Below are 20373 nucleotides of genomic sequence, written 5' to 3' on the forward strand. Positions count from 1 at the left end.
ATCTAAATGGTTAAACGTTTAGCTGTCGACACCTAATGTAACAAGAGCAGATTTTTATGACGGGCTTTTATGAATAGCACAGCGCAGCTGCATCAACTTAACCCCAACGCCATCGCGCTTTGCGTGCTGGGCCGCTGGATCGCTGGCCGTCAGTGGGTACCGGCAACCGGCGGTAACTTTTCCATTCGTACCAGCGAAAACAGTGCGCTGGTGACGGCTTCGGGTAAAGACAAAGGCGAGCTCAGCCCGCAGGACTTATTACCAGTCAGCTGGCAGGGGCAGCAGCTTAGTTGTAACGGTACGCCCTCGGCAGAAACAGCATTGCATGCCATGCTGTACCAGCTAAACCCAGCCACTAAAGCGGTGCTGCATACCCATTCGGTGCAGGCCACGGTATTTTCCAGGTTAATCAATCAGGATAACTACCTGTTTGCCGGTTATGAAATGCAAAAAGCCATTTCTGGCATCAGTAGCCACGAGCAACTGCTGCCCCTGGCTATTTTTGATAACACCCAGGACATTCCGGCGCTGGCAACCGAACTTGCACAACGCTGGCACAAGCAACCGCTGCAATATGGTTTGCTGGTGCGCGGCCATGGCCTTTATGTCTGGGGTAATAGTCTGGAACAGGCAAAAAGACATTTAGAAGGTTGGGAATTTCTTATAAACTGCGAGCTGGAACGTTTTAAAATTGCAGGCCTGCCGTGAACTATAGCGCCATTATTACCGATATCGAAGGCACCACCAGCCGCATCAGCTTTGTTACTGAAGTGCTGTTTCCCTATGCTGCTAAACATTTACCTGATTTTATCCGCCAGCATCAGCAGCTACCGGCAGTGGCCTGCGAACTGGCTGAAGTTCGAAAGCTGATGGCGCAACCACAAGCCGATGCCGAGCGCTGTATCGCTCAGCTGCTGGAATGGCTGGCGGCCGATCAAAAGGTTACCCCGCTGAAAACCCTGCAAGGGATGGTCTGGGCGGACGGTTATCAGAGCGGCGCTTTTACCGGCCATATATACCCCGATGTCGCCGCCGAACTTGCCGACTGGCATGGCCAGGGTATAAAACTGTACGTTTACAGCTCGGGCTCGGTCGCGGCGCAGCAACTGTTGTTTCAGCACAGTGACTTCGGTGATTTAACGCCGCTGTTCAGTGGCTACTTTGATACCCGGATTGGCGCCAAGCGCGATGTTTCAGCCTATGCCGCCATTTTGCAGCAGCTGCAGATGCCACCGCGTCAGGTGTTGTTTTTATCTGACGTTACTGCCGAGCTCGATGCGGCCAGCCAGCTAGGCATAGCAACAGTACAAGTTATTCGAGAGGGTCAGAGCGCCGGTAAGCATAAAACCGCCAACGATTTCTACCAGGTACAGGAGATGATGCAATGAGCCGGTTAACGGTATTTAACGACGCCGAACCTAAGCATCCTTTGCTTGAAAGCAGTGATGTTGCGGTAATAACTCAGCAGCTGGCCGGGGCTGGAGTGCAATTTGCAAAGTGGCAAGCCAGGGCGCCAGTTACTGCAGAAAGCCGCGCGGAGCAAATTCTGGCAGCGTATAGCAATGATATAGAAAGGCTAAAAAAGGCCAATGGCTATATCACGGTTGATGTTATTTCCCTTAGCCCAAGCCACCCGGAAAAACAGCAACTGCGGCAGAAATTTCTGGCTGAACACACCCACAATGAAGATGAAGTGCGGTTTTTTGTGCGCGGCCAGGGCCTGTTTTGCCTGCATATCGGCGCTAAGGTGTATCAGGTATTATGTCAGCAAAACGATTTAATCAGCGTGCCCGCCAATACTCCGCACTGGTTTGATATGGGCAGCGAGCCCGACTTTACCGCTATTCGCTTATTTAATAACCCCGACGGCTGGGTCGCCCACTTTACCGGCAATGATATTGCCAGCCGCTATCCGTTGCTTGCTGACTAACGACCGACATAGCGGCGGTTGTTGTTTCATGCCGCCGCTGGCGCGCCATTCTGGTGCAAACTAAGTTACCGGCCGCCACCAGAAAAATTTATGCTATTGTTTTAAAAAGGTTTTAAAAGTGGTTTAACTTTTGCAGCCGCTTTGTCATCTAAGGCTTGTATACTAGCCTTTATCGAACACCAGGTATTACCGATTATGACTATTCATACGCCACTTCGTGGCTTGCGCTGTTTTTGCGTAGCGGCCGAGTGTTTAAGTTTTAAGGAAACAGCCAAGCAGCTGTATTTAACACCGTCAGCAGTAAGCCACCAGATTAAACAGCTGGAAGATAACTTAAACCTCAGTTTATTTGAGCGCAAAACCCGCGCTATTGCCCTGACTGAAACCGGCAAACGTTTTTATCAGGAAGTGCAGCCACTGCTGGCCCAACTGGCCGATACTATCGCCCAGTTCAGCCAGGTAGAGCGGATGCAGGAAGTCAGCATTTCGATGCCGGAATTTTTTGCCAGTGAACTGTTTGTACCAAAATTAATTGGCTGGTCGGCGCAATACCCGAATATAAATTTAAAACTGGAAACGGTAAAATCGCGCCGCGACAGCCCGAAATATACTGACTTATCGATAATTTTATCCGGCAAACAACCCGATGAAAGCCAGGCCTATGATTTATTCCCAATAAGCTATGTGCCGGCCTGCAACCCTAAGCTATATGAGCAAATTCATGGTAAAAGCTACCGGGCGCTGGAGAAAACCCCGCTAATTCTGCATCAGGCCCGGCCTCACGCCTGGCACCAGTGGGCCGAACATGTCGGCTACCATAACTTTAAACCAAAGCAGATTATTCAGCTCGACAGCATGTTCAGCGTAGCCCGCGCCGCTCAGCAAGGCCTGGGGGTAGCATTAATCCCATTGCCAATCAGCCAGAGCTGGTTTAGCAGCGGCAGCCTGGTTCGGCTGTTTGAACAGGAGCTGTTAAGCCGCGATCGCTATTACCTGGTGCGCCATGATGACGACGCTAACCGGCCGGAAATTCAGCTGTTAATTGATTGGGTATTAAAGAGTTTTCAGCCAGTAAATGGCTGAAAACTACCTTCTGTCAACAACATTGGCATAGCAGCCTTTTATGACAGTTGCTGGGCGTTTGGCGCGAAGTATAGGTGAATTTTCTTAACCTATCGGTGTGATTTATCTCGTTTGTCAGACCAGTTGCTACTGGCTAAAGTATCCCTGTCGCCACAAAAACTTTCACTACGAAAGGCCGGTGACCCAAATTTAAACCAAGGGAGAATACGACATGAAATTCACAGCCAAAAAATTTGCTACCGCCGTGGCACTGAGTGTGCTGGCATCAAGTCCATTTCTCGCTTCAGCTGCGAGCAATGGTTACAAAATGGTGTTAATTGAAGACACCCCGGGCGTCACTACCATTCAGGCAGGTCAGTTACAGCAAGGCATCAGCGAAGTGACTAACTATCGTGGTGCTGAAGTAGACAGCTTTTCACTGCAAATGAGCCTGTGCGTCGCCTACAGCCGCTTAAGCCAGATTGACCAGGCGCAAACGGCTTGTTCCAAGGCAGTTAGCCTGGCGCAAAGCAGCCCGGCACTACCAACCGACGCCAAGCGCGAAATGCGCGCCCTGGCTTACAGTAACCGCGGTGTAATGCACGTTCTGGCCAACGACAGAGTTGCAGCACTGGAAGATTTTAAACGCGCAGTATCGTTAAAAACCAACGATATTAACCAGCACAACCTGGCGCGCTTAACGGCCGATATTAACGGCGTTGAAACCAATCAAATTGCGTACAACAGCGCAGAATAAGCTGTTTTACGTGTAACTGTTTTAACTGTAAAAAGTTTTACCCCGTTTTACCCTCGTCCTTTGCCCGGTTAATTTAACCGGGCTTTTTTTGTTCAAATAACAAGACGCTCAAATAATTAATTAAAAATCTATCTTACTTCAGCAACTCAATGGCTCGTTCAAGATATTCGTCACGACCGACCAACACGCCTTGCAACGTTTGTTCTACCGTCACGGTTGGCTGAATGCCAACCAGATGAAGCGCTGACTGATCTTGTTGTACCACTCGCATACCGGTCCAGTTAACCCGATAACCACCAGGTAAAGAGAACGGATTAATATTACCGTTCGCTCCCGCTGTCGGCTTACCAACAATCTCTGCAAGTTGGTAATGCTTTACGATCTCCAGCAAAGTTTCTGTATTACTGATTGCACTGCTATCGGTCAGGAAAACAAATTTGCCCTGAAAATGGGGCTGTAATGGCGAAAGCTGCCATCTTCCAGTGCTGTTGTAGCCAACCATCCGCTCTTGATCCGGATAGATGTGCTGTGGTATTCGAAAATAAGCAGATTGCATGGGCTTTGTTGATAAGTGCTGCAATATGGCGTGAACATCGCCCTTGGGGTAACCCCTTAAGTCGAAAATCACACCTTCGGCACTTGCCAATTCGTCTATTTTAGGTTGGATGTCAGTCATCGCCGCCCGGGTCAGGTCAACGTAATAGATACTATCATCTAGGCTTTCTATTGCGGCCGGACGTTGGTCTGGTACAGGCTGCAGGTAATTTCTGAGGACATTACATGTTAACTGTCTGCCTTGCCGCTCCAGCAGCAATATTGCTTCTGTACCATGTTTCGCAATACCTAACCGCAGCAGTGCCTGATGCGTCCGCCATTGCCTCGAGCCAGAAATCAGATCTAGTTGTTCATTAAAAGCTTCGGTAATATTAGTTCCGTCCAGTGCTAGTAAGATGTCGCCCTGCTCCACACAAACTGCCGCTTTCTCGGTTTCGACAATAGCTTTAATGACTACCTTGCCTTCCACTTTGGCAAAACTGAACGGAAACCAGGCACGTCCTTGCTGCAGTGCATGGCCCACACCGCCATGTCCATCTTGAAGCTCTACCATCATGCGCTGTAGAGTTGTCAAAAATTCATGTTCACTGCTGTCAGTCTGCGCCTGACGTAAAGCGTCAGTCAGCGCTTGCTGCCAGTCGGTATCGACCAAATCGAAATATGGATAAAAATGTTGAAAAATGTTCCAGGCTATCAGCACACTGGCAAAACGCAGGTTTGAATCAGTTGCAGTTAGTTCAGCTAACTGAACTGACTGCATTGCCTGCTCTAAATGACTCAGTTCAGGTGTGTTTGCAGGTTTCAGTGTTTTGCCATCTTTACTGTATAAAGCCAAAGGCACCCGGGCAATAAGGCCGGCACCAAGCGCGCGTTCAGCCAGCTCGCCCGCAGCGGGCTTTGCATTAAAAAGTTGCTCTACCCCACCTGAAGCAATTAATAGCGAACGTCCCTGCTTAAAAGCATCGACAGTCGTAGTGCTAAACTGAAACCCCTTGCCATTAACATACCAACCAGCAGGTGGGTCACCAACTTCCCCTCCAGTAAACAATGGATTAGTGAGCGGCACTACCTTCCATTCTTCCTCAGAGTCTGCACGGGCATAAAGTTGAAAACTACCAAACCATGCTTTTCCCTGCCCCATTAACATGGCGCCAATTAAAATTTTCTCTGCGTCTTTATCGACATAGCCATTAATCTGAGCAGACTGCCACTGCGCTGAGGTAACCGGGCGATCAGCCATATAATTCATGGCGCCAAACTGGTTATTTGGCCGGTCAACCCGTAACAATAAATGCGCATTATTGTTGGCCTTACCACCTTCAGCCTTGAGAGCAGCGACTAATTTTATTTCCATACCCCGATAGGCAGTGGCATCTACAAATTGTACTGTCGTTGCAACAGTTGCTGCGGGTGAAATATCATTTAAGCGATTTAAGCGGGCACTCTGATAAAACGGCATGTTGGAGTTGCCTAATCCCACGCCTTGATGTTGCCAGGCGACCAACTCTAAGCCCGTAATATCCTCAGGCTGAATACTTGCTTCTGGCGCTGGTGGGTTGCTGCCCTGCGGATAAATTTGAACTGTCGGGGCGATAGCCGCAAACAGTTCAGTTAGCTGTTGCTGCAGTTCATCACGGTTTTGCGCTTTAAGTACCTGGCTAACCCCATACACAGCAAACCGCTCCCAATCGATGGCGGCTGCTTCATCACTTGGATGAAAATATCTGACATAACCGTAAAGTTTTGCGAATGCCCGGAGATTCTCGAGTTGCTGCGAATCAGTTTTTGATATGTCCGCGACATTCTCAGCGGAATTGCCATGCTGCTTATCCGGACTGGCGGCGGCAAGTTGAGGCGGCAAGTCAATTAGCGCCAAAACTAATAGCCCAACCATAAAGAATAAGAAGTAAGGTTTTAAAATATTATTTTTATTATTGCTTTCCATGATTTAACCAATAAATACCATTTAGGTACAACCATACCAGCCCACTTACAGGTTTGCAACAAATTGAATTTTAACGCTAATTTAAAGCAAATAGATTGCACCCCGCCAGTCGTTACTTAGACTGCAATGCACCCTTGGCAATATCTGCCTGACTATAAACACCGGTATCCAATACCCAGCCGGTGACTAAACTGGCCGGGGTAACGTCGAACGCCGGGTTAAATACCGGGGCGGTTTCCGGGGCCCATAGCGTCTGGCCGAAGGCGCCGCTAACGCCGCGTACCTCATTGCCATCGCGCTGTTCTATCGGAATAACACTGCCATCGGCGCAGTTTAAATCGACGGTGGTGTGTGGGGCGACCACATAGAAAGGTACCTGATGATACTGCGCCAGCACGGCCAGTGAGTAAGTGCCCACTTTATTGGCAAAGTCACCATTGGCGGCAATACGATCAGAGCCGACGAAAATGCGGTCGACCTGGCCCCGGGCCATTAACATGGCGGCCATATTGTCGCAGATAAGTTGATACGGAATAGCCAGCTGCTCGCACTCCCAGGCGGTTAAGCGGCCACCTTGCAACAAAGGCCGGGTTTCATCTACCCACAGCCGGATATTTTTACCCTGCTGATGCGCCAGGTTAATTACCCCCAGTGCAGTACCTACCCCGACTGTCGCCAGGCCGCCGGTATTGCAATGGGTTAGCAGTTGCTCGTCGGGTTGAACCAGTGCTGCACCATGGGCGGCCATTTGCTGGCACAACGCGACATCTTCAGCAAATAACGCTTCGGCGCAGGCTACCGCCGCGGTGGCATAATCTGGCCCGTTTAGCACCTTAAGCATGCTGTCGATATTGTTCATCAGGTTTACTGCAGTTGGCCTGGCGGCGCGCAGTATTTCAGCGTCCTGGCGCAGTTGCTCGCAGCTTGCGCCCTGCTCTGCCCGCACGGCCAGCAGCAGACAGGCGCCAATGCCAATGGCCGGCGCGCCGCGTAGCTGCAGGTTTTTAATCATGCTAACCATTTGCGTTACCGTGCTGCAACTAAGCCACTGCTGGCGGTGGGGCAATAAGGTCTGGTCCAGCACAAATAACTGACCTTGTTCGGTTTTCAGGCTGAGTGCAGTTAAATTTTGCATAACTTATTCCTGCTTAACTTTTGCTGGATATTGCAGACGGCTATCGGGTTTGCGATTATGCAGCCCTGCTTTTGTCTTTACAAGTAACGGTGTCCTTGATGAATGAGTATAAAGATGAGTGAGTACAAAACCTTTAATGCCGACGATGCCATGGCCTTTGCTGATGAGCATAGCGAACTGTTTGGCGACCACAGCAAATTAACTGCCGAAGAGTTTGGCGACGGCAACCTTAACCTGGTGTTCCGGGTAGAAAACGATAAAGGCACCTCGCTGATTGTCAAACAGGCACTGCCATATGCCCGCTGCGTCGGCGAAAGCTGGCCGTTAACCACCGACCGGGCGCGGATTGAAGCTGAAGTATTAAAAATGCACCGCCGCTTCTGCCCCGAGCATACGGTAGAAGTACGCTATTTTGACCCGGTTGCCTGCGCTATATTAATGGAAGATTTAAAAGCCTTCCGAATTTTACGCAGCGAACTGAATGCCGGTAAAAAGTTTAATCATCTGGCGCCACAAATGGCGAAATATCTGGCGAATACCCTGTTCTATACCAGCGACTTTATAATGAGCAGCGAAAACAAAAAAGCCGAAGTCGCGCGCTTTTTAAACCCGGAACTGTGCCTGATCACTGAAGATTTATTTTTTACCGACCCGTACTGCAACCACGAACGCAACAATATTGAGCCGTCGATACTGGAAAAAGCCAAAACCCTGTGGCACGACGACGCCTTAAAAGCGGAAGTGGCGGCACTGAAGGCCGATTTTCTCAGCAAGCCACAGGCGTTACTGCATGGCGATTTGCACAGTGGCAGTATTTTTATCGACAGTGAAACGTGCAAAGTTATCGACGCTGAATTCGGCTTTTTCGGGCCGATGGGTTTTGATGTCGGCAGCTTACTGGGTAATTTACTGCTGAACTACCTGGCCTGCCCCGGCTTGCATGACTTTGATGATTGCAGCGAGCAGCAAAGCTTTTTACTGGAACAAGCCGAGCAGCTATGGCAACAATTCAGCGAGATTTTTGCGGAACTGATGGCCCGCGAAACCCAGGATCCGGCGCTGGAAAACAGCTTGTATCAACAGCGGTTTTTGCGACAGGTATTCAGTGATGCCGCAGGCTATGCCGGCTGTGAGCTGATCCGCCGCACTGTTGGTCTGGCGCATGTGGCTGATTTTGACAGCATCAGCGATGCTGGCAAACGGGCGCAGTGTCAGCGTAATGCGTTAAAACTGGGGCGGGAGCTGATAATGCAGCGGAATGACTTAAATAATATCAGCCAGTTACTTAATGTAGTGCGTTATCAACAAACTGACTGAGCCGGCACTTTTAGCAACTAAGTAAAGCTGGCCTGACGTTTATTACATCCGCTTACAATTAATCAACCTGGTTAGCCAAAACTGGCTATCAGCGTAGTTTAGCTTATGGCAAACTGGAGCGATTCTAACTACAAACAGATTAAGCGGATGATTACAGCAAACGGCCTCTGTAAAAACTTTGGCAGCGGTGACAGTCAGGTCCAGGCGCTGCGCGATGTCAGCCTGAGCATTGCTGAAAACGAATTTGTGGCCATTATGGGCAGCTCCGGTTCAGGCAAATCGACTCTGATGAATATTCTCGGTTGTCTCGATACTCCAAGCGCCGGCCAGTATCAGTTGGCGGGTCAGGTTATCGGTCAGTTGGACGATGTCAGCCTGTCGGCAATGCGCAACCAGCATATCGGCTTTATTTTTCAGTCTTTTCATCTGCTACCCCGTTTAACCGCCGCCCAGAATGTGGCGCTACCGCTGCGTTATACCGATACCGACCCCGAGCAAGCTATTGCCCGGGCCAATGCGCTGCTGGATCAGGTGGGGCTGGGCCATCGTAAAGATCATAAACCACACGAAATGTCCGGCGGCCAGCGCCAGCGGGTAGCCATTGCCCGGGCGCTGATAAACCGGCCGAAAGTGATTTTTGCTGATGAGCCAACCGGCAACCTGGATAGCAAAACCTCTAAGGAAATTATGCAGTTGCTGTGCGATTTGCACCAGCAGGGCAATACCATAGTAATGGTAACCCACGAAGACGAAATTGCGGCTTACGCCGGCCGGGTGATCCGGATGCGTGATGGCCAGATCATGGAGGACAGTGCATGTTCAAAAGCACGTTCAGCGTAATGTTGCTGGCTGCCAGCCAGCTGAGCTTCAGTGCCGCCACCCTGGCGACAACCGGGCCAGACAGCGAACTACCGCTATTACTGACCGGCACCCTGCAGTCAGCCGACCGGCAAAGCATTGTCGCCCCGATGTCCGACAGCTGGCGGGTGCAGGTGCAGTGGTTACATAGTGAAAGCGAGCCGGTTAAAACCGGCGACTTAATTGCCGTATTTGATGCCGGAAATACCCAGGCCCAGATAGAACAACTGAAAAGCAGCCTGATTAACCACCAGGAGCGGCTTAATCAGCTGAAAAGTGAACATAAACAAGCTGTAATGGAAGCCGAATTTGAGCTGAACCGACGTCAGTTACTGCTGGAAAAAGCCGGCATTGATGCCGGTGTGCCACTGGCCAATTTAAGCCAGTACGATTACGAGCAATACCAGCTGGAGCAAAAACGCGCCCGCACTGAAGCCAGCAAAGCTGCTGAACAGCTGGCGGTTGCCAGAATAACGGCCGACGCCGCCTTAACCAAGCAACAGCTGCAAATAGACCAGACTCAGGCTGAACTGGCCGATGCCGAAACCCTGCTAAGCCGGATGAGCGTGTATGCGTTGCAGGATGGCAATATCAGCTATGGCAACCATCCGTGGTATGGCACCAAAATTTATGCCGGTGTTACCGCCCAGCCAGGCTGGATAATTGCCGAGCTGAACCGTAAAGAAAACTTATATATTGAAGCCTGGGTGCATGAAACCGATTTGCCGCGGCTGCAGCAAGCCAGGGCGCTGCAGGCCCGCTTTGATATCGCCCCCGACCAGCCTTTTACTGTCGCGCTAAGCGAGCTGGCGCAGCAGGGCGAAAAGCGTCAGAGCTGGGGCACCGCCTTATATTACAAAGCCTCCTTTAGTGCGGCCAGTTTACCGGTAGCCAGGCCAATGCTGGGCATGGGGATGTTAATTGAGGTGGCAGCCGAATGACCTTAAACAGAATTAAACCCTTATTATATGGCGTTAGTTTAGGCTTAAGCAGCCTGTTGCTCAGCGCCTGTCAGCAGGAAGCGGCTTCCGGCCCTGTCAGCGTGGTCGCCAGCCATGTCCGGGCGACCGGTGAACTGACTGCCGCCAATTCATTTAAAGCTTCACCACCGTCTGTCAGCAACATGTGGCAGTACAATATCAAACAGTTAGCACCGGAAAGCAGTATGTTAACCGAGGGCGCTGTGGTGGCGGCGTTTGATGGCCAGCGGCTGGTGGACGAGCTGAATAATAAAACAATAGAACTGCGCAGCGCCGAGCAGGAGCTGGCCAACCGCTTACGTACTGACGAGCAAACTTTTGAAGAGCTGAAACTGACCCTGGCTGAGCGGAAAATGGAGTACGACCGTGAGCAGCGTAAAGCCGAAATTGTCGATCAGTCGCGCTCTGCCAATGACCGGCGCAAAGCGCAAATTGACTTTACCATTGCCGACAACCAATACCAGCTGGCTCAGGCGAGGTTGGCCAGCCATCAGCAGCAGCGGCTGGCGGAAGAGCAGATGCTGGTGGCCAAAGTCAGCCGCTTGCAGTCTGAAGTCAGCCAGTTACAGCGTAATATCGCCAGCATGCAGGTAAAAGCGCCGTTCGCCGGCGTTATGGTGTACACCATCGGTTTTGACGGGGAGAAATTCTCGGTTGGCGATACCGCCCAGTTTGGTCAGCCGGTGGCTGAAGTCAGCCAGCTCGACAGCTTGTATGTTAAAGCTGAAATTGATGAAATCGATTTAAAGCAACTGCAGCCGGGACTGGCCGTAGAGGTTACCCTGGATGCCTACCCGGAGCGACGCTTTAACGGTGTGCTGCAAAGCCTGGGCAATGCGGTGCGGGATAAATCAAATGACAACCTGCGCCGGGTGGTAGATGCCAGTGTCAGCCTGACCGACCTGGATACCGAACTGATGCGGCCCGGCATGACCGCCCGCCTGAATATCAGCCTGAACACCAAACAAGGAGCGGACCATGCAAATTAAGCTACTTCGCTCGCTGCTGGCAGCGACTGGCACGCTGAGCCTGCTTACTTTGGCCGGCTGTACTGAGCCCGCACTGCAGCAGGTTCCAGTGTATAAGGTAGCGCCCGACACCCTGGTGCATAAGGTGCATACCGAAGGCGAATTGTTTGCCGTTAACTCGGTTACCATCAGCGCGCCACGCAATGTGCAGGGGCCGCGCTTTATTGCCAGCCTGGCCAGAGAATACAGCCGGGTAGAACCCGGTGATGTGGTCGTTACGTTTGATGCTACCCAGTTAGAACGGTCACAACGCCAGGCCAATACCAGCCTGAGCAGCGTGCTGGCCGATGAGCAACAAAAACTGGCCGAGCAGCAAAATGAGCAAAAAGCCCTGGGCTTAGATCAAACCCTGATTGCTCAGGAATTTAATTTTGCTGACCGTTTCAGCATTGATGATGTGCAAATTCGCTCCAAGCTGGAAATTCTTGATTCAATGCAGAATAAAGAATACCTCGGCGAAAAAAAGGAGTATCTGGGCTGGCAGGAGCAAAGTTTCAGCCAGCGCAGCAGCGGCGAGCTGGAGCTGTTACAACTGCAACGCGGCCAGCAGCAGAATTTGCTGCAACAAGCTGAAAGTGGCCTGGCCGGGCTGGAAGTTAAAGCACCGCATGCCGGTATTTTATTGTTCGAGAGCAACTGGCGGGGCGAAAAGCCTGAAGTGGGCGGTATGGTGTTTCCTGGTTCAAAAATTGGCAGCATTCCCGATCTCGCGCTGCAGCACCTGAAGTTACAGGTGATTGAACAAGAAGCAATCGGGCTGAAAGCCGGCCAGCGGGTCACCTTTCACCTGGCGGCCTGGCCTGAAAAAGTGCTCAGCGGCAGTATAGTGTCAGTGGCTGCAGTGGCCCAGTCGCGGGAGCGGCGCGACCCGCGCAAATACATTGAAGTTATCGTCGCGCCCGAACAACAAGACCCGAATTTTATGCCGGGCATTAAAGCGATTGCGACCTTATGGGTAAATGAAAAGCCCGGAATATTAAAAGTACCGCTGCAAGCCATTTTCAGCGAACAACAGCAATTGTATGTCTATAAACGTAATGGCAGTGGTTTTGTAAAACAGCCTGTCAGCCTCGGCAGCAAAAGCCTGAGCCATGCAGAAATCAGCACCGGCCTGAATGCCGGTGATGAGATTGCTCTTATTAATCCGGAAAGCTGATCCCATGAAACATACGCCCTTAATTAAAGATACCCTGGCCGAACTGGCTCAGCATAAACTGCGTACATTTTTAACGCTGCTGGGGATGATTTTCGGCGTGGGCGCGGTTATCGCCATGCTGAATATCGGCGAAGGTGCCGAGCGTGAAGCGTTAAAAACCATTGAAACCATGGGCCTGCGCAACCTGATAGTTGAAGGTCGCAAGTTCGATGAGAAAACCCTGCAGGAGCAGCGCAAGCACTCACTGGGGCTGAACCAGAGCGACATTGATGCCGCAGTGGCCACTATTCCCGGTGTTACCTCATACAGCGCCGAACGTACCCTGGACACCCACGGCATATACAGCCACGATGGCAAAAGTGATGGCGTGGCAATTGGCGTTTCGCCCAGCTACATGGAACTGAGCAAACTGCAGTTTGTCAGTGGCCGCAATTTCACTGAGCAGGAAAACCGTTACGCGGCGCAGGTCGCCATTTTAGGTGCCCGGGTTGCGCAAAGCTTATTCCCCAACGGCGATGCCTTAGGTAAACCGGTAAAAGTAAACCATGTCTGGCTGCAAGTAGTGGGTGTGCTGGCCGAGCCCTATGCCGGCAGTAACGAATTTCAGGGTATTAAACTCGGGGGCGAACAAAACCAGTTATTTATGCCACTGAACACCGCACAAACCCGCTTTAAAGCCGAACCATTAAGTGCCGAGCTGACCTCGTTCCGCTTGCAGCTAAGTGAAGATGCCAACAATGCCTTAAGTGCCAGGGCGCTGGATTACCTGTTAAAACAACGTCATAACGACATTGATGATTACAATATCATTGTGCCGGCAGCGTTACTGGCGCAGCAAAAACAAACCCAGCAAATCTTTAATATTGTTATGTCGTGCGTCGCCGGTATTTCATTATTGGTCGGTGGTATTGGCATTATGAATATTATGCTGGCCACGGTGCTCGAGCGCACCAAAGAAATTGGCCTGCTGCGGGCTGTCGGCGCCACCCGGCGCGATATTAAAATTCAGTTTGTCGCCGAGAGCTTTGCTATTGCTATTCTTGGCGGTTTACTGGGCATTGTATTCGGTATTTTACTGTCAGAGCTTATCGCCTTTTACTCGGACTGGGCCGTCAGCTGGTCGCTGCTGGCCATTGGTTTATCGTTCAGCATTTGTGCCCTAATCGGCGTGGCCTTTGGCGTATATCCGGCGATTAAAGCGTCAGAGCTGGATCCCATAACCGCCCTGCAAAGTGAATAATTTACCTGGCGGACTATAATCTGGGTGTTATAACAAACAGAGGCCGCTTAGGAGCGACGATGTTAACTGCACGCTGTATCTGGCAACAGGCTGAGCACAATGCCTTTACTGACCTTATCTGGGTTAAGCAGGCATTGTGGTGCGTGTTTCGCGAAGGCAGTGAGCATGTCTCGCCAGATGGCGCCTTCCGGCTGCTGCGCTCGGCGGATCTGGGCCAGAGTTGGCACAATATAGCGCTGATTAGTGCCAGTGACGCCGATTTACGCGATGCCAAGCTAAGCATTGATCCCAATGGTAAGCTGCTGATATTAGGCGCCGGCGCCCTGCATAACCGCGCAGAGCAAAGCCATCAGTCTTATATCTGGCAGTCGGATGATGGTTACAACTGGTCAGCGGCTACGCCAATTGGTGAGCCCAATATCTGGCTGTGGCGCATGGCTTGGCAGCAGCAACCTCAGCAGTCAGCCCAGTGTTATGCTGCGGGTTACCGGGTCGGCCCGGATAAACTGGTGCGGTTGTATCAGGGCGACAGTCCGTTGCAGTTAGCACCGTTAGCCGATTTATACAGTGGCAGCTATGCCAATGAAAGCGGTCTGCTATTCGAGGCCGACGGTACAGCATTATGTTTATTGCGCCGCGATCCTGAACATGGCTTATTTGGCGTAAGCAAACCACCCTACACCGATTGGCAATGGCAGGATGTCGGCTGCCGGATTGGCGGGCCGCAGTGGCTGCAACTCCCCGATGGCAGGCTGCTGGCCTGTGTCAGGTTATATGACGAAAAAGTGCGCACCAGTCTCTGCTGGATTAACCGCCAAACTGGCAAATTAACCGAGTGGCAAACTCTGCCATCAAGCGGCGATTGCAGCTATGCCGGCATGGTACTGCGCGATAATACGCTGTATGTCAGCTACTACTCCTCGCACGAGGGTAAAACCAGCATTTATTTTACTGAAATAAGCTTACTCGGTTAACAATATTGCTCAGCCAGTTTGTACCGGCTGAGCAGGTGTCTGTCGGTGTTTTCAGAAACTTCAGCACCCTCAGTACTTGACACTACAACCATACGGCCGGGTTACTGCAGGGTCTGGCGTATTGCCGGCCAGCACCGCTTTAGCTGCGTTGGCAAAGTACGGGGTGGCTTTGGCTATATCGTCCACCTTGGCTGACGGGATGCTGTCGATACCACCCATATACTGCAATACACCCTCTTCATCAATGACATACATATGCGGCGTGGTTTTGGCATCATAAGCTTTGCCCATGGCGCCGCTTTCATCAAATAAGATGGCCGTGGGACTGGCATTGCGGCTGCTGGTCAGTTCTGCCGCTTTGGCACTATCGATATGGCCCTGCTTGCCCGACGCAGAAGATATAACACTTAGCCACACCACGTCTTTGGCCTGCATGTCTTGCTGCAGTTGCTGCATATTACCGCTGTAATGCTTCACCACAAACGGGCAGTCGTGGTTAGTCCACTCCAGCACCACGTTTTTGCCGGCAAAATCCTGCAGGCTGTGGCGCTGGCCATTGGCATCCTGTACCGTAAAATCCGGTGCTGGCTGGCCAACCTGGGGCGCGGCAGCAAGGGTGGCTGCAAATAGCATGGCACCAACGGAAACAACGAGTTTTGCTAATTTCATATGTATCGCTCCTGTTGCGTAATTAATTACAACTTGATTGTTGGCAGCTTACTGCTGACTTAACGATTCAAACGTTTGCCTAAGGGTATCAGGCGTTAAAATTTGCGGCAGCACTTGTGGCGGCTGCCCCGGCCAGTACAACACATATAGCGGCACGCCATCGCGCTGATACTGCTGCAGATAAGCGGTTATGGCACTGTCGCGCCGGGTCCAGTCTCCCTTTAAATAACTGACATCGTATTCTGTTAACGCAGCCTTGCTGCGCTCGGTATTCAGGGCCACCTGCTCATTGACCAGACAGGTGATACACCAGTCAGCTGTCATATTGACCAGTACCGGTTTACCTTGCCGGCGCAGCTCGCTGAGCTTTTCCGCTGACCAGCTTTGCCAGTGCTGCGCCGTGCTTTGGCCAGGCTGTGGGTTGCTGCTTAGCGCCGCTTGCTGGCTGGAGACCTGCCACAGAGTAATAACAGCCAGCAGCACTAACCCCAGTGCCGCCAGCCGGTTAAACCAGCCGGCACCCAGCTGCACCCGGCCCCACAGCCATAGTGCAGCAGAGAGCGCCACCATCCCAACTAACAACAATGCCATAGCGTCGATACCGGTCTGGCGGCCAAATACCCAGACCAGCCAGACTGCGCTTAGATACAATGGCCAGGCTAACAGTTGTTTTAAAGTCTCCATCCAGGCACCGGGCTTAGGCAGCAACCGGGCCAGCGCCGGTATGTAAGCGAGTAATAAGAATGGCAACGCCATCCCCAGGCCCAGCGCAGCAAATACCAGCAACGCCACCTGGGGGCTCTGGGTTACGGCATAACCGAGCGCCGTGCCCATAAAAGGCGCGGTACAGGGACTTGCCACGATCACCGCCAGCACCCCGGTAAAAAAAGAACCTTTGCCGCCACTTTTGACCGTCAGATCGCCACCGGCGTTCATTAAGCCCAGACCAAACTGCACCAGCCCGGATAAGCTTAAGCCCAGCGCCAACAGCAAATATGCCAGCAGGCCTACCAACAGCGTGCTTTGCAAATGAAAGCCCCAGCCAATAGCATTACCAGCCGCACGCAGTGCAATAAGTAAGCCAGCCAGTGCCAGAAAGCTCAGTACTACTCCGGCGGTATAAAACAGGGCGTCATGGCGTTGCTGTTGCCGCTGCTGACTGTTGCCAGCGATGCTTAGCGCCTTTAATGACAACACAGGGAACACACAGGGCATTAAATTCAGAATAAGGCCACCGCCGGCGGCCATCAGTAAAATAAGCCACAAATTGCTGTTGTTATTGCTGTTGTTAAGGATACCGCCAGTTAGCAGAATTTCAGTACTGCCACCCTGCTCAGCGGGCTGCTGACGATATTGTAAGTTGACGCTGTAGCCCTGCCCTGCGGCATCAACCAGCACCACTTCTACCTGCTGCGGCGCGCTGCTGAAATAGGTATTGATGGCCTGTTGTAATAGCCAACCATTTTGTTGCGGCACCAGTTGCTGGGCAGCAGCATGGTCGACCAGTTCAGTGCTGGCGACAAAGAACGCAACCGGTGGCTCGGGTAATTGCTCATGGAGTTCTGCAGAAAATGCCCCGCCACTGATGGCGTAGTCACCCACTGCGCCGGTGGCGAGCGGCAAGGCCTGCCGAGCTTTTGCAAACAACGGTTGCTGGCTGGCGGCCGGCTCTGATTGCCCGGCAACGTTCAGGGTTAATTCGAAGCTGGCATCGGCCGGAATGCAGATTTCTTCACACACCAGCCAGTCAACGTCGGCATTAATGGTCAGGCTGTCTGCAGCATAGTCTGCCGGCACTGTCAGCTCAGTTAACAGTAAGGTTTGACCGGCATAGCCGTAATTAACCAGTGGTGGGATCAGAAAAGACTGAGGCGTTGGCCAGCTTATATTTCCTGTTTGCACACCAGCAGGTAACTGCCAGCTGATACTAGTGGCCAGGCCGGAATCGCCGGGGTTTTGCCAGTAAGTATGCCAGCCTGGGTCCGGTTCAAAATGCAGCAATACTGCAAACTGCTGGCCTGCAGCAACGGTACGGTATTCGCTAACCAGTTCGGCTTTTATATGCTTCGCCTGCTGCCAGCCGCTGCTGCTGGCCTGCACCGCAAAACCTGCCAGCAAACTGCTTAACAACAGCAACACCCGGATTGTCAGCCATCTGCTTAGTCGCGACATTATTTTACCTCGTTGTCTGCATACGCTATTAAGCTACTTCAGTTGAAAAAAATGTTCAAAACAACTGCGATAATTGCGGTTTTATTACGCCAAATACAGCAAAATTCACGACAAAATGCTATATTAACACCGCTTTATTCTGTGGTTAGTCGTGGTCACTCCGGCTAGCCTGAACCCACCCCAGTGATGATATGAAGGTTAAACTTAATGAAAGGCATGAAAAAGTCTGCTCTGAATCTGGCGATTTGCGCCGGTTTGTTTGGCGCTGTTAGTTTTGCTGCAGCGGCGCAAACTCAGGAAAGCGATAGCGAACAACAAGAAAACAAGCTGGAAACGATCACAGTCACAGCCCAAAAACGTACTCAGAGTATTCAGGAAGTGCCTATTTCGGTAGCCACTATCAGCCAGGAACGCTTTAACGCTATTTTCTCCAGTGGCGATGATATTACCGCCCTGGCAGTGAAAGTACCGGGTTTATATGCAGAAACGTCCAACGGCCGGGCAGCACCACGCTTTTATATTCGCGGTTTAGGCAATACCGATTTTGACTTAGCCGCCTCACAGCCAGTGTCCATTGTAATGGACGAAGTGGTAATGGAAAACGTGATTTTAAAAAGCTTTCCATTGTTTGATATGCAAGCTGTTGAAGTTATCCGTGGCCCACAAGGCACGCTATTTGGCCGCAACACCACCGCCGGCATTATTAAGTTTGACAGTGTAAAGCCCCGCCAGGACTTCGATGGCTATTTTAAGGCTGGTGCCGGTAGCCTTGGCATGCGTAACGTCGAAGGCGCCATTGGTGGCGGCTTAACAGATGAATTGTCGGCCCGGGTATCGTTAATGTCGAATCATCGTGACGACTGGGTAAGCAACAGTTTTTCTGGCGAAAGCGACGTAATGGGTGGCTACGAAGAGCAAGCCGGCCGGCTGCAGTTTTTATACGAGGGCAATGATTTCGACGCCTTGTTAAACTTGCACACCCGTAATTATGACGGCACCTCAAGTTTATTCCGGGCCAATATTTTAACCCCGGGCAGCAATGAGCTGAATGAAAACTACGACCGCGACACTGTGGCATATAACGAAGGTCGTAATAACCCGCAAAGCTATGACGCCTGGGGCGGCTCGCTGAAAATGGATTTCGCGCTGCAGGATATGACCTTAACCAGTATATCAGCCATTGAAAAAGCCGATGGCGGCGGCATTGGTGATATTGACGGCGGCAACGAGACTGGTCCCGGCGTGGTGCCCTTTCAGGCGGTTACTGAAGATCAGCTGCGCGGCTTAAAGCAGGTTACGCAGGAAATCAGGCTTGCCAGTGACACCGACAATGCCCTGAGCTGGCAGACCGGTGCGTTTTACTTTGATTCAAGCTTCTCAGTAAACAGTATTGACGGCTTTTTTGGCGCCACTGAAGTATTCCATGGCAATACCAGCTGGGCGCTGTTTGGCCAGAGTTCTTACAAAGTGGACGACAAGCTGGATATCACTGCCGGCATCCGTTACACCGACGATGAAAAAACCTTCTATGTTGGCCAGCAAAACGTCAATGGTTTTGCCCTGGTAATAGGTGCCGCCGAAGAGCAGTACTATGCGCCAATTCGGGTATCGGACGACAATATCAGCTGGGAGCTAAGTGCTAACTATCGCCTGACCGCAACCACCAGCCTGTTTGCCCGGGCTGCCGAAGGTTTCCGCGCCCAGTCTATTCAGGGCCGTGATGTAGCATTTGAAGCGCCGCCATCTGTTGCCGACTCTGAAACCATTACCTCGTTTGAAGTGGGTGCCAAATCAGACTTACTGGATAACACCCTGCGCTTAAACGGCGCGCTGTTTTACTACACCATTGATGACATTCAGTTGTCGGCAATTGGTGGTCAAACCCAGGGCAACCAGCTGATCAACGCGAATAAGGGTGTTGGTTACGGTTTTGAAATCGACTTTGACTGGCGCGCCACACCCTACTTCACCCTTGGCGGCGGTTTTAGCTACAACGACACAGAATTACAAGACGACAACCTGACTGTTGCCCCTTGTGGTTCCGGTATGTGTACTGTGCTGGACCCTGTGAACGGTGACGGCCAGGCATTTATTGATGGCAATCCGTTCCCACAGGCACCGGAAACCATCTTAACCTTAAATGGCCGCTACGATTTCCCGATTGAAAGCGGTGAAATTTATGTTTACGCTGATTACCAGTTACAGGGAGAGACTAACCTGTTTTTGTATGAGTCAGCCGAGTTCAGCTCTGATAATAACTTTGAAGCCGGCTTACGGGTGGCTTATATCAATTACGAGCATAACTATGAAGTGGGCTTCTTTGGCCGCAACATTACCGATGAAGACAACCTGAAAGGGGCTATCGACTTCAATAACCTGACCGGCTTTGTCAATGAACCACGGGTATTAGGCGTCGATTTCCGGATCAACTTCTACTAACGCTGCAGCCGTTAAAGAGCCATTAGCGTAACAAAAACCGCCTGGGTCAAATCAGGCGTTTTTTTTATTTCCCAGCCAGCATGCTATTGGCCGTATCGACCTTGCTTTTTACCCGGCTGCCGATTTAGCCTGCAGTTAACTAAGCAAAACGTCTGA

The 20373-nt window shown here is 51.5% G+C and carries 17 protein-coding genes; 13 read left to right on the top strand and 4 right to left on the bottom strand.

The genetic code is table 11. The features are described 5' to 3' along the window. Nucleotides 1-69: 69 nt before the first annotated feature. The 5 genes from CRO03_RS16890 (at nt 70) to CRO03_RS16910 (ending at nt 3749) form a co-directional block, all read left to right on the top strand. The gene (locus tag CRO03_RS16890; protein ID WP_097112842.1) at nt 70-708 is read left to right on the top strand and encodes a methylthioribulose 1-phosphate dehydratase; all 639 of its coding nucleotides are present in this window, start codon (nt 70-72) and stop codon (nt 706-708) included. Further along, nucleotides 705-1388 carry an acireductone synthase gene (gene mtnC, locus CRO03_RS16895; RefSeq protein ID WP_097112843.1) on the top strand — a complete coding sequence of 228 codons (684 nt, stop codon included), beginning with the start codon at nt 705-707 and terminating at the stop codon, nt 1386-1388. Before CRO03_RS16890 ends, mtnC begins: the two co-directional genes overlap by 4 nt. Further along, nucleotides 1385-1930, top strand: coding sequence for a 1,2-dihydroxy-3-keto-5-methylthiopentene dioxygenase (locus tag CRO03_RS16900; protein ID WP_097112844.1), 546 nt, complete (start codon nt 1385-1387; stop codon nt 1928-1930). Before mtnC ends, CRO03_RS16900 begins: the two co-directional genes overlap by 4 nt. Before the next feature lie 195 nt (nt 1931-2125). Continuing rightward, nucleotides 2126-3013 (top strand): LysR substrate-binding domain-containing protein, encoded by an 888-nt coding sequence (locus CRO03_RS16905; protein ID WP_097112845.1) that lies wholly within the window; start codon nt 2126-2128, stop codon nt 3011-3013. Between the two features lie 211 nt (nt 3014-3224). Further along, complete coding sequence (locus tag CRO03_RS16910; protein ID WP_097112846.1) at nt 3225-3749, top strand: tetratricopeptide repeat protein; 525 nt, start codon at nt 3225-3227, stop codon at nt 3747-3749. A gap of 133 nt (nt 3750-3882) precedes the next feature. Here CRO03_RS16910 and CRO03_RS16915 read toward each other — a convergent pair whose 3' ends face one another. Both CRO03_RS16915 and mtnA read right to left on the bottom strand, forming a co-directional pair. Continuing rightward, the gene (locus tag CRO03_RS16915; RefSeq protein WP_097112847.1) at nt 3883-6249 is read right to left on the bottom strand and encodes a S41 family peptidase; all 2367 of its coding nucleotides are present in this window, start codon (nt 6247-6249) and stop codon (nt 3883-3885) included. 112 nt (nt 6250-6361) lie between these two features. Further along, nucleotides 6362-7384 carry an S-methyl-5-thioribose-1-phosphate isomerase gene (gene mtnA / locus CRO03_RS16920; RefSeq protein ID WP_097112848.1) on the bottom strand — a complete coding sequence of 341 codons (1023 nt, stop codon included), beginning with the start codon at nt 7382-7384 and terminating at the stop codon, nt 6362-6364. Between the two features lie 114 nt (nt 7385-7498). Between mtnA and mtnK the strand changes: the two genes are divergently transcribed. From mtnK to CRO03_RS16955, 7 genes are all read left to right on the top strand, one after another. Next, nucleotides 7499-8701: an S-methyl-5-thioribose kinase gene (mtnK, locus tag CRO03_RS16925; protein ID WP_097112849.1), complete on the top strand. Its 1203-nt coding sequence runs from the start codon at nt 7499-7501 to the stop codon at nt 8699-8701. A 105-nt stretch (nt 8702-8806) separates the two neighbouring features. Then, nucleotides 8807-9541, top strand: coding sequence for an ABC transporter ATP-binding protein (locus CRO03_RS16930; RefSeq protein ID WP_212682446.1), 735 nt, complete (start codon nt 8807-8809; stop codon nt 9539-9541). Continuing rightward, nucleotides 9517-10500 (top strand): HlyD family secretion protein, encoded by a 984-nt coding sequence (locus CRO03_RS16935; RefSeq protein WP_170949046.1) that lies wholly within the window; start codon nt 9517-9519, stop codon nt 10498-10500. Before CRO03_RS16930 ends, CRO03_RS16935 begins: the two co-directional genes overlap by 25 nt. Continuing rightward, nucleotides 10497-11528 (top strand): HlyD family secretion protein, encoded by a 1032-nt coding sequence (locus CRO03_RS16940; RefSeq protein WP_097112850.1) that lies wholly within the window; start codon nt 10497-10499, stop codon nt 11526-11528. The genes CRO03_RS16935 and CRO03_RS16940 overlap by 4 nt, the downstream gene beginning before the upstream one ends. After that, on the top strand, nt 11518-12723 hold the full coding sequence (locus CRO03_RS16945) for an efflux RND transporter periplasmic adaptor subunit (protein ID WP_170949047.1): 1206 nt from the start codon (nt 11518-11520) through the stop codon (nt 12721-12723). Before CRO03_RS16940 ends, CRO03_RS16945 begins: the two co-directional genes overlap by 11 nt. A gap of 4 nt (nt 12724-12727) precedes the next feature. Next, nucleotides 12728-13963 carry an ABC transporter permease gene (locus tag CRO03_RS16950; protein ID WP_097112851.1) on the top strand — a complete coding sequence of 412 codons (1236 nt, stop codon included), beginning with the start codon at nt 12728-12730 and terminating at the stop codon, nt 13961-13963. 59 nt (nt 13964-14022) lie between these two features. Beyond that, nucleotides 14023-14937, top strand: a complete 915-nt coding sequence (locus CRO03_RS16955) for a sialidase family protein (protein ID WP_097112852.1) — start codon at nt 14023-14025, stop codon at nt 14935-14937. 69 nt (nt 14938-15006) lie between these two features. Here CRO03_RS16955 and CRO03_RS16960 read toward each other — a convergent pair whose 3' ends face one another. Next, nucleotides 15007-15606 (bottom strand): redoxin domain-containing protein, encoded by a 600-nt coding sequence (locus tag CRO03_RS16960; protein WP_097112853.1) that lies wholly within the window; start codon nt 15604-15606, stop codon nt 15007-15009. Between the two features lie 48 nt (nt 15607-15654). Continuing rightward, on the bottom strand, nt 15655-17778 hold the full coding sequence (locus CRO03_RS16965; protein ID WP_097112854.1) for a protein-disulfide reductase DsbD family protein: 2124 nt from the start codon (nt 17776-17778) through the stop codon (nt 15655-15657). Between the two features lie 216 nt (nt 17779-17994). Between CRO03_RS16965 and CRO03_RS16970 the strand changes: the two genes are divergently transcribed. Beyond that, nucleotides 17995-20217 (top strand): TonB-dependent receptor, encoded by a 2223-nt coding sequence (locus CRO03_RS16970; protein ID WP_245861711.1) that lies wholly within the window; start codon nt 17995-17997, stop codon nt 20215-20217. Nucleotides 20218-20373: the final 156 nt, after the last annotated feature.

Origin of the sequence: Arsukibacterium tuosuense (genome assembly GCF_900215315.1) — a bacterium.
GTDB lineage: Bacteria > Pseudomonadota > Gammaproteobacteria > Enterobacterales > Alteromonadaceae > Alishewanella > Alishewanella tuosuense.

Coding starts and splice junctions, on each gene's coding strand:
- CRO03_RS16890 (WP_097112842.1), top strand. CDS start 70: ATGAATAGCACAGCGCAGCTGCATCAACTTAACCCCAACGCCATCGCG.
- CRO03_RS16955 (WP_097112852.1), top strand. CDS start 14,023: ATGTTAACTGCACGCTGTATCTGGCAACAGGCTGAGCACAATGCCTTT.
- CRO03_RS16970 (WP_245861711.1), top strand. CDS start 17,995: ATGAAAAAGTCTGCTCTGAATCTGGCGATTTGCGCCGGTTTGTTTGGC.
- CRO03_RS16935 (WP_170949046.1), top strand. CDS start 9,517: ATGTTCAAAAGCACGTTCAGCGTAATGTTGCTGGCTGCCAGCCAGCTG.
- CRO03_RS16945 (WP_170949047.1), top strand. CDS start 11,518: ATGCAAATTAAGCTACTTCGCTCGCTGCTGGCAGCGACTGGCACGCTG.
- CRO03_RS16960 (WP_097112853.1), bottom strand. CDS start 15,606: ATGAAATTAGCAAAACTCGTTGTTTCCGTTGGTGCCATGCTATTTGCA.
- CRO03_RS16915 (WP_097112847.1), bottom strand. CDS start 6,249: ATGGAAAGCAATAATAAAAATAATATTTTAAAACCTTACTTCTTATTC.
- mtnK (WP_097112849.1), top strand. CDS start 7,499: ATGAGTGAGTACAAAACCTTTAATGCCGACGATGCCATGGCCTTTGCT.
- CRO03_RS16940 (WP_097112850.1), top strand. CDS start 10,497: ATGACCTTAAACAGAATTAAACCCTTATTATATGGCGTTAGTTTAGGC.
- CRO03_RS16910 (WP_097112846.1), top strand. CDS start 3,225: ATGAAATTCACAGCCAAAAAATTTGCTACCGCCGTGGCACTGAGTGTG.
- CRO03_RS16950 (WP_097112851.1), top strand. CDS start 12,728: ATGAAACATACGCCCTTAATTAAAGATACCCTGGCCGAACTGGCTCAG.
- CRO03_RS16900 (WP_097112844.1), top strand. CDS start 1,385: ATGAGCCGGTTAACGGTATTTAACGACGCCGAACCTAAGCATCCTTTG.
- CRO03_RS16930 (WP_212682446.1), top strand. CDS start 8,807: ATGGCAAACTGGAGCGATTCTAACTACAAACAGATTAAGCGGATGATT.
- mtnA (WP_097112848.1), bottom strand. CDS start 7,384: ATGCAAAATTTAACTGCACTCAGCCTGAAAACCGAACAAGGTCAGTTA.
- CRO03_RS16965 (WP_097112854.1), bottom strand. CDS start 17,778: ATGTCGCGACTAAGCAGATGGCTGACAATCCGGGTGTTGCTGTTGTTA.
- CRO03_RS16905 (WP_097112845.1), top strand. CDS start 2,126: ATGACTATTCATACGCCACTTCGTGGCTTGCGCTGTTTTTGCGTAGCG.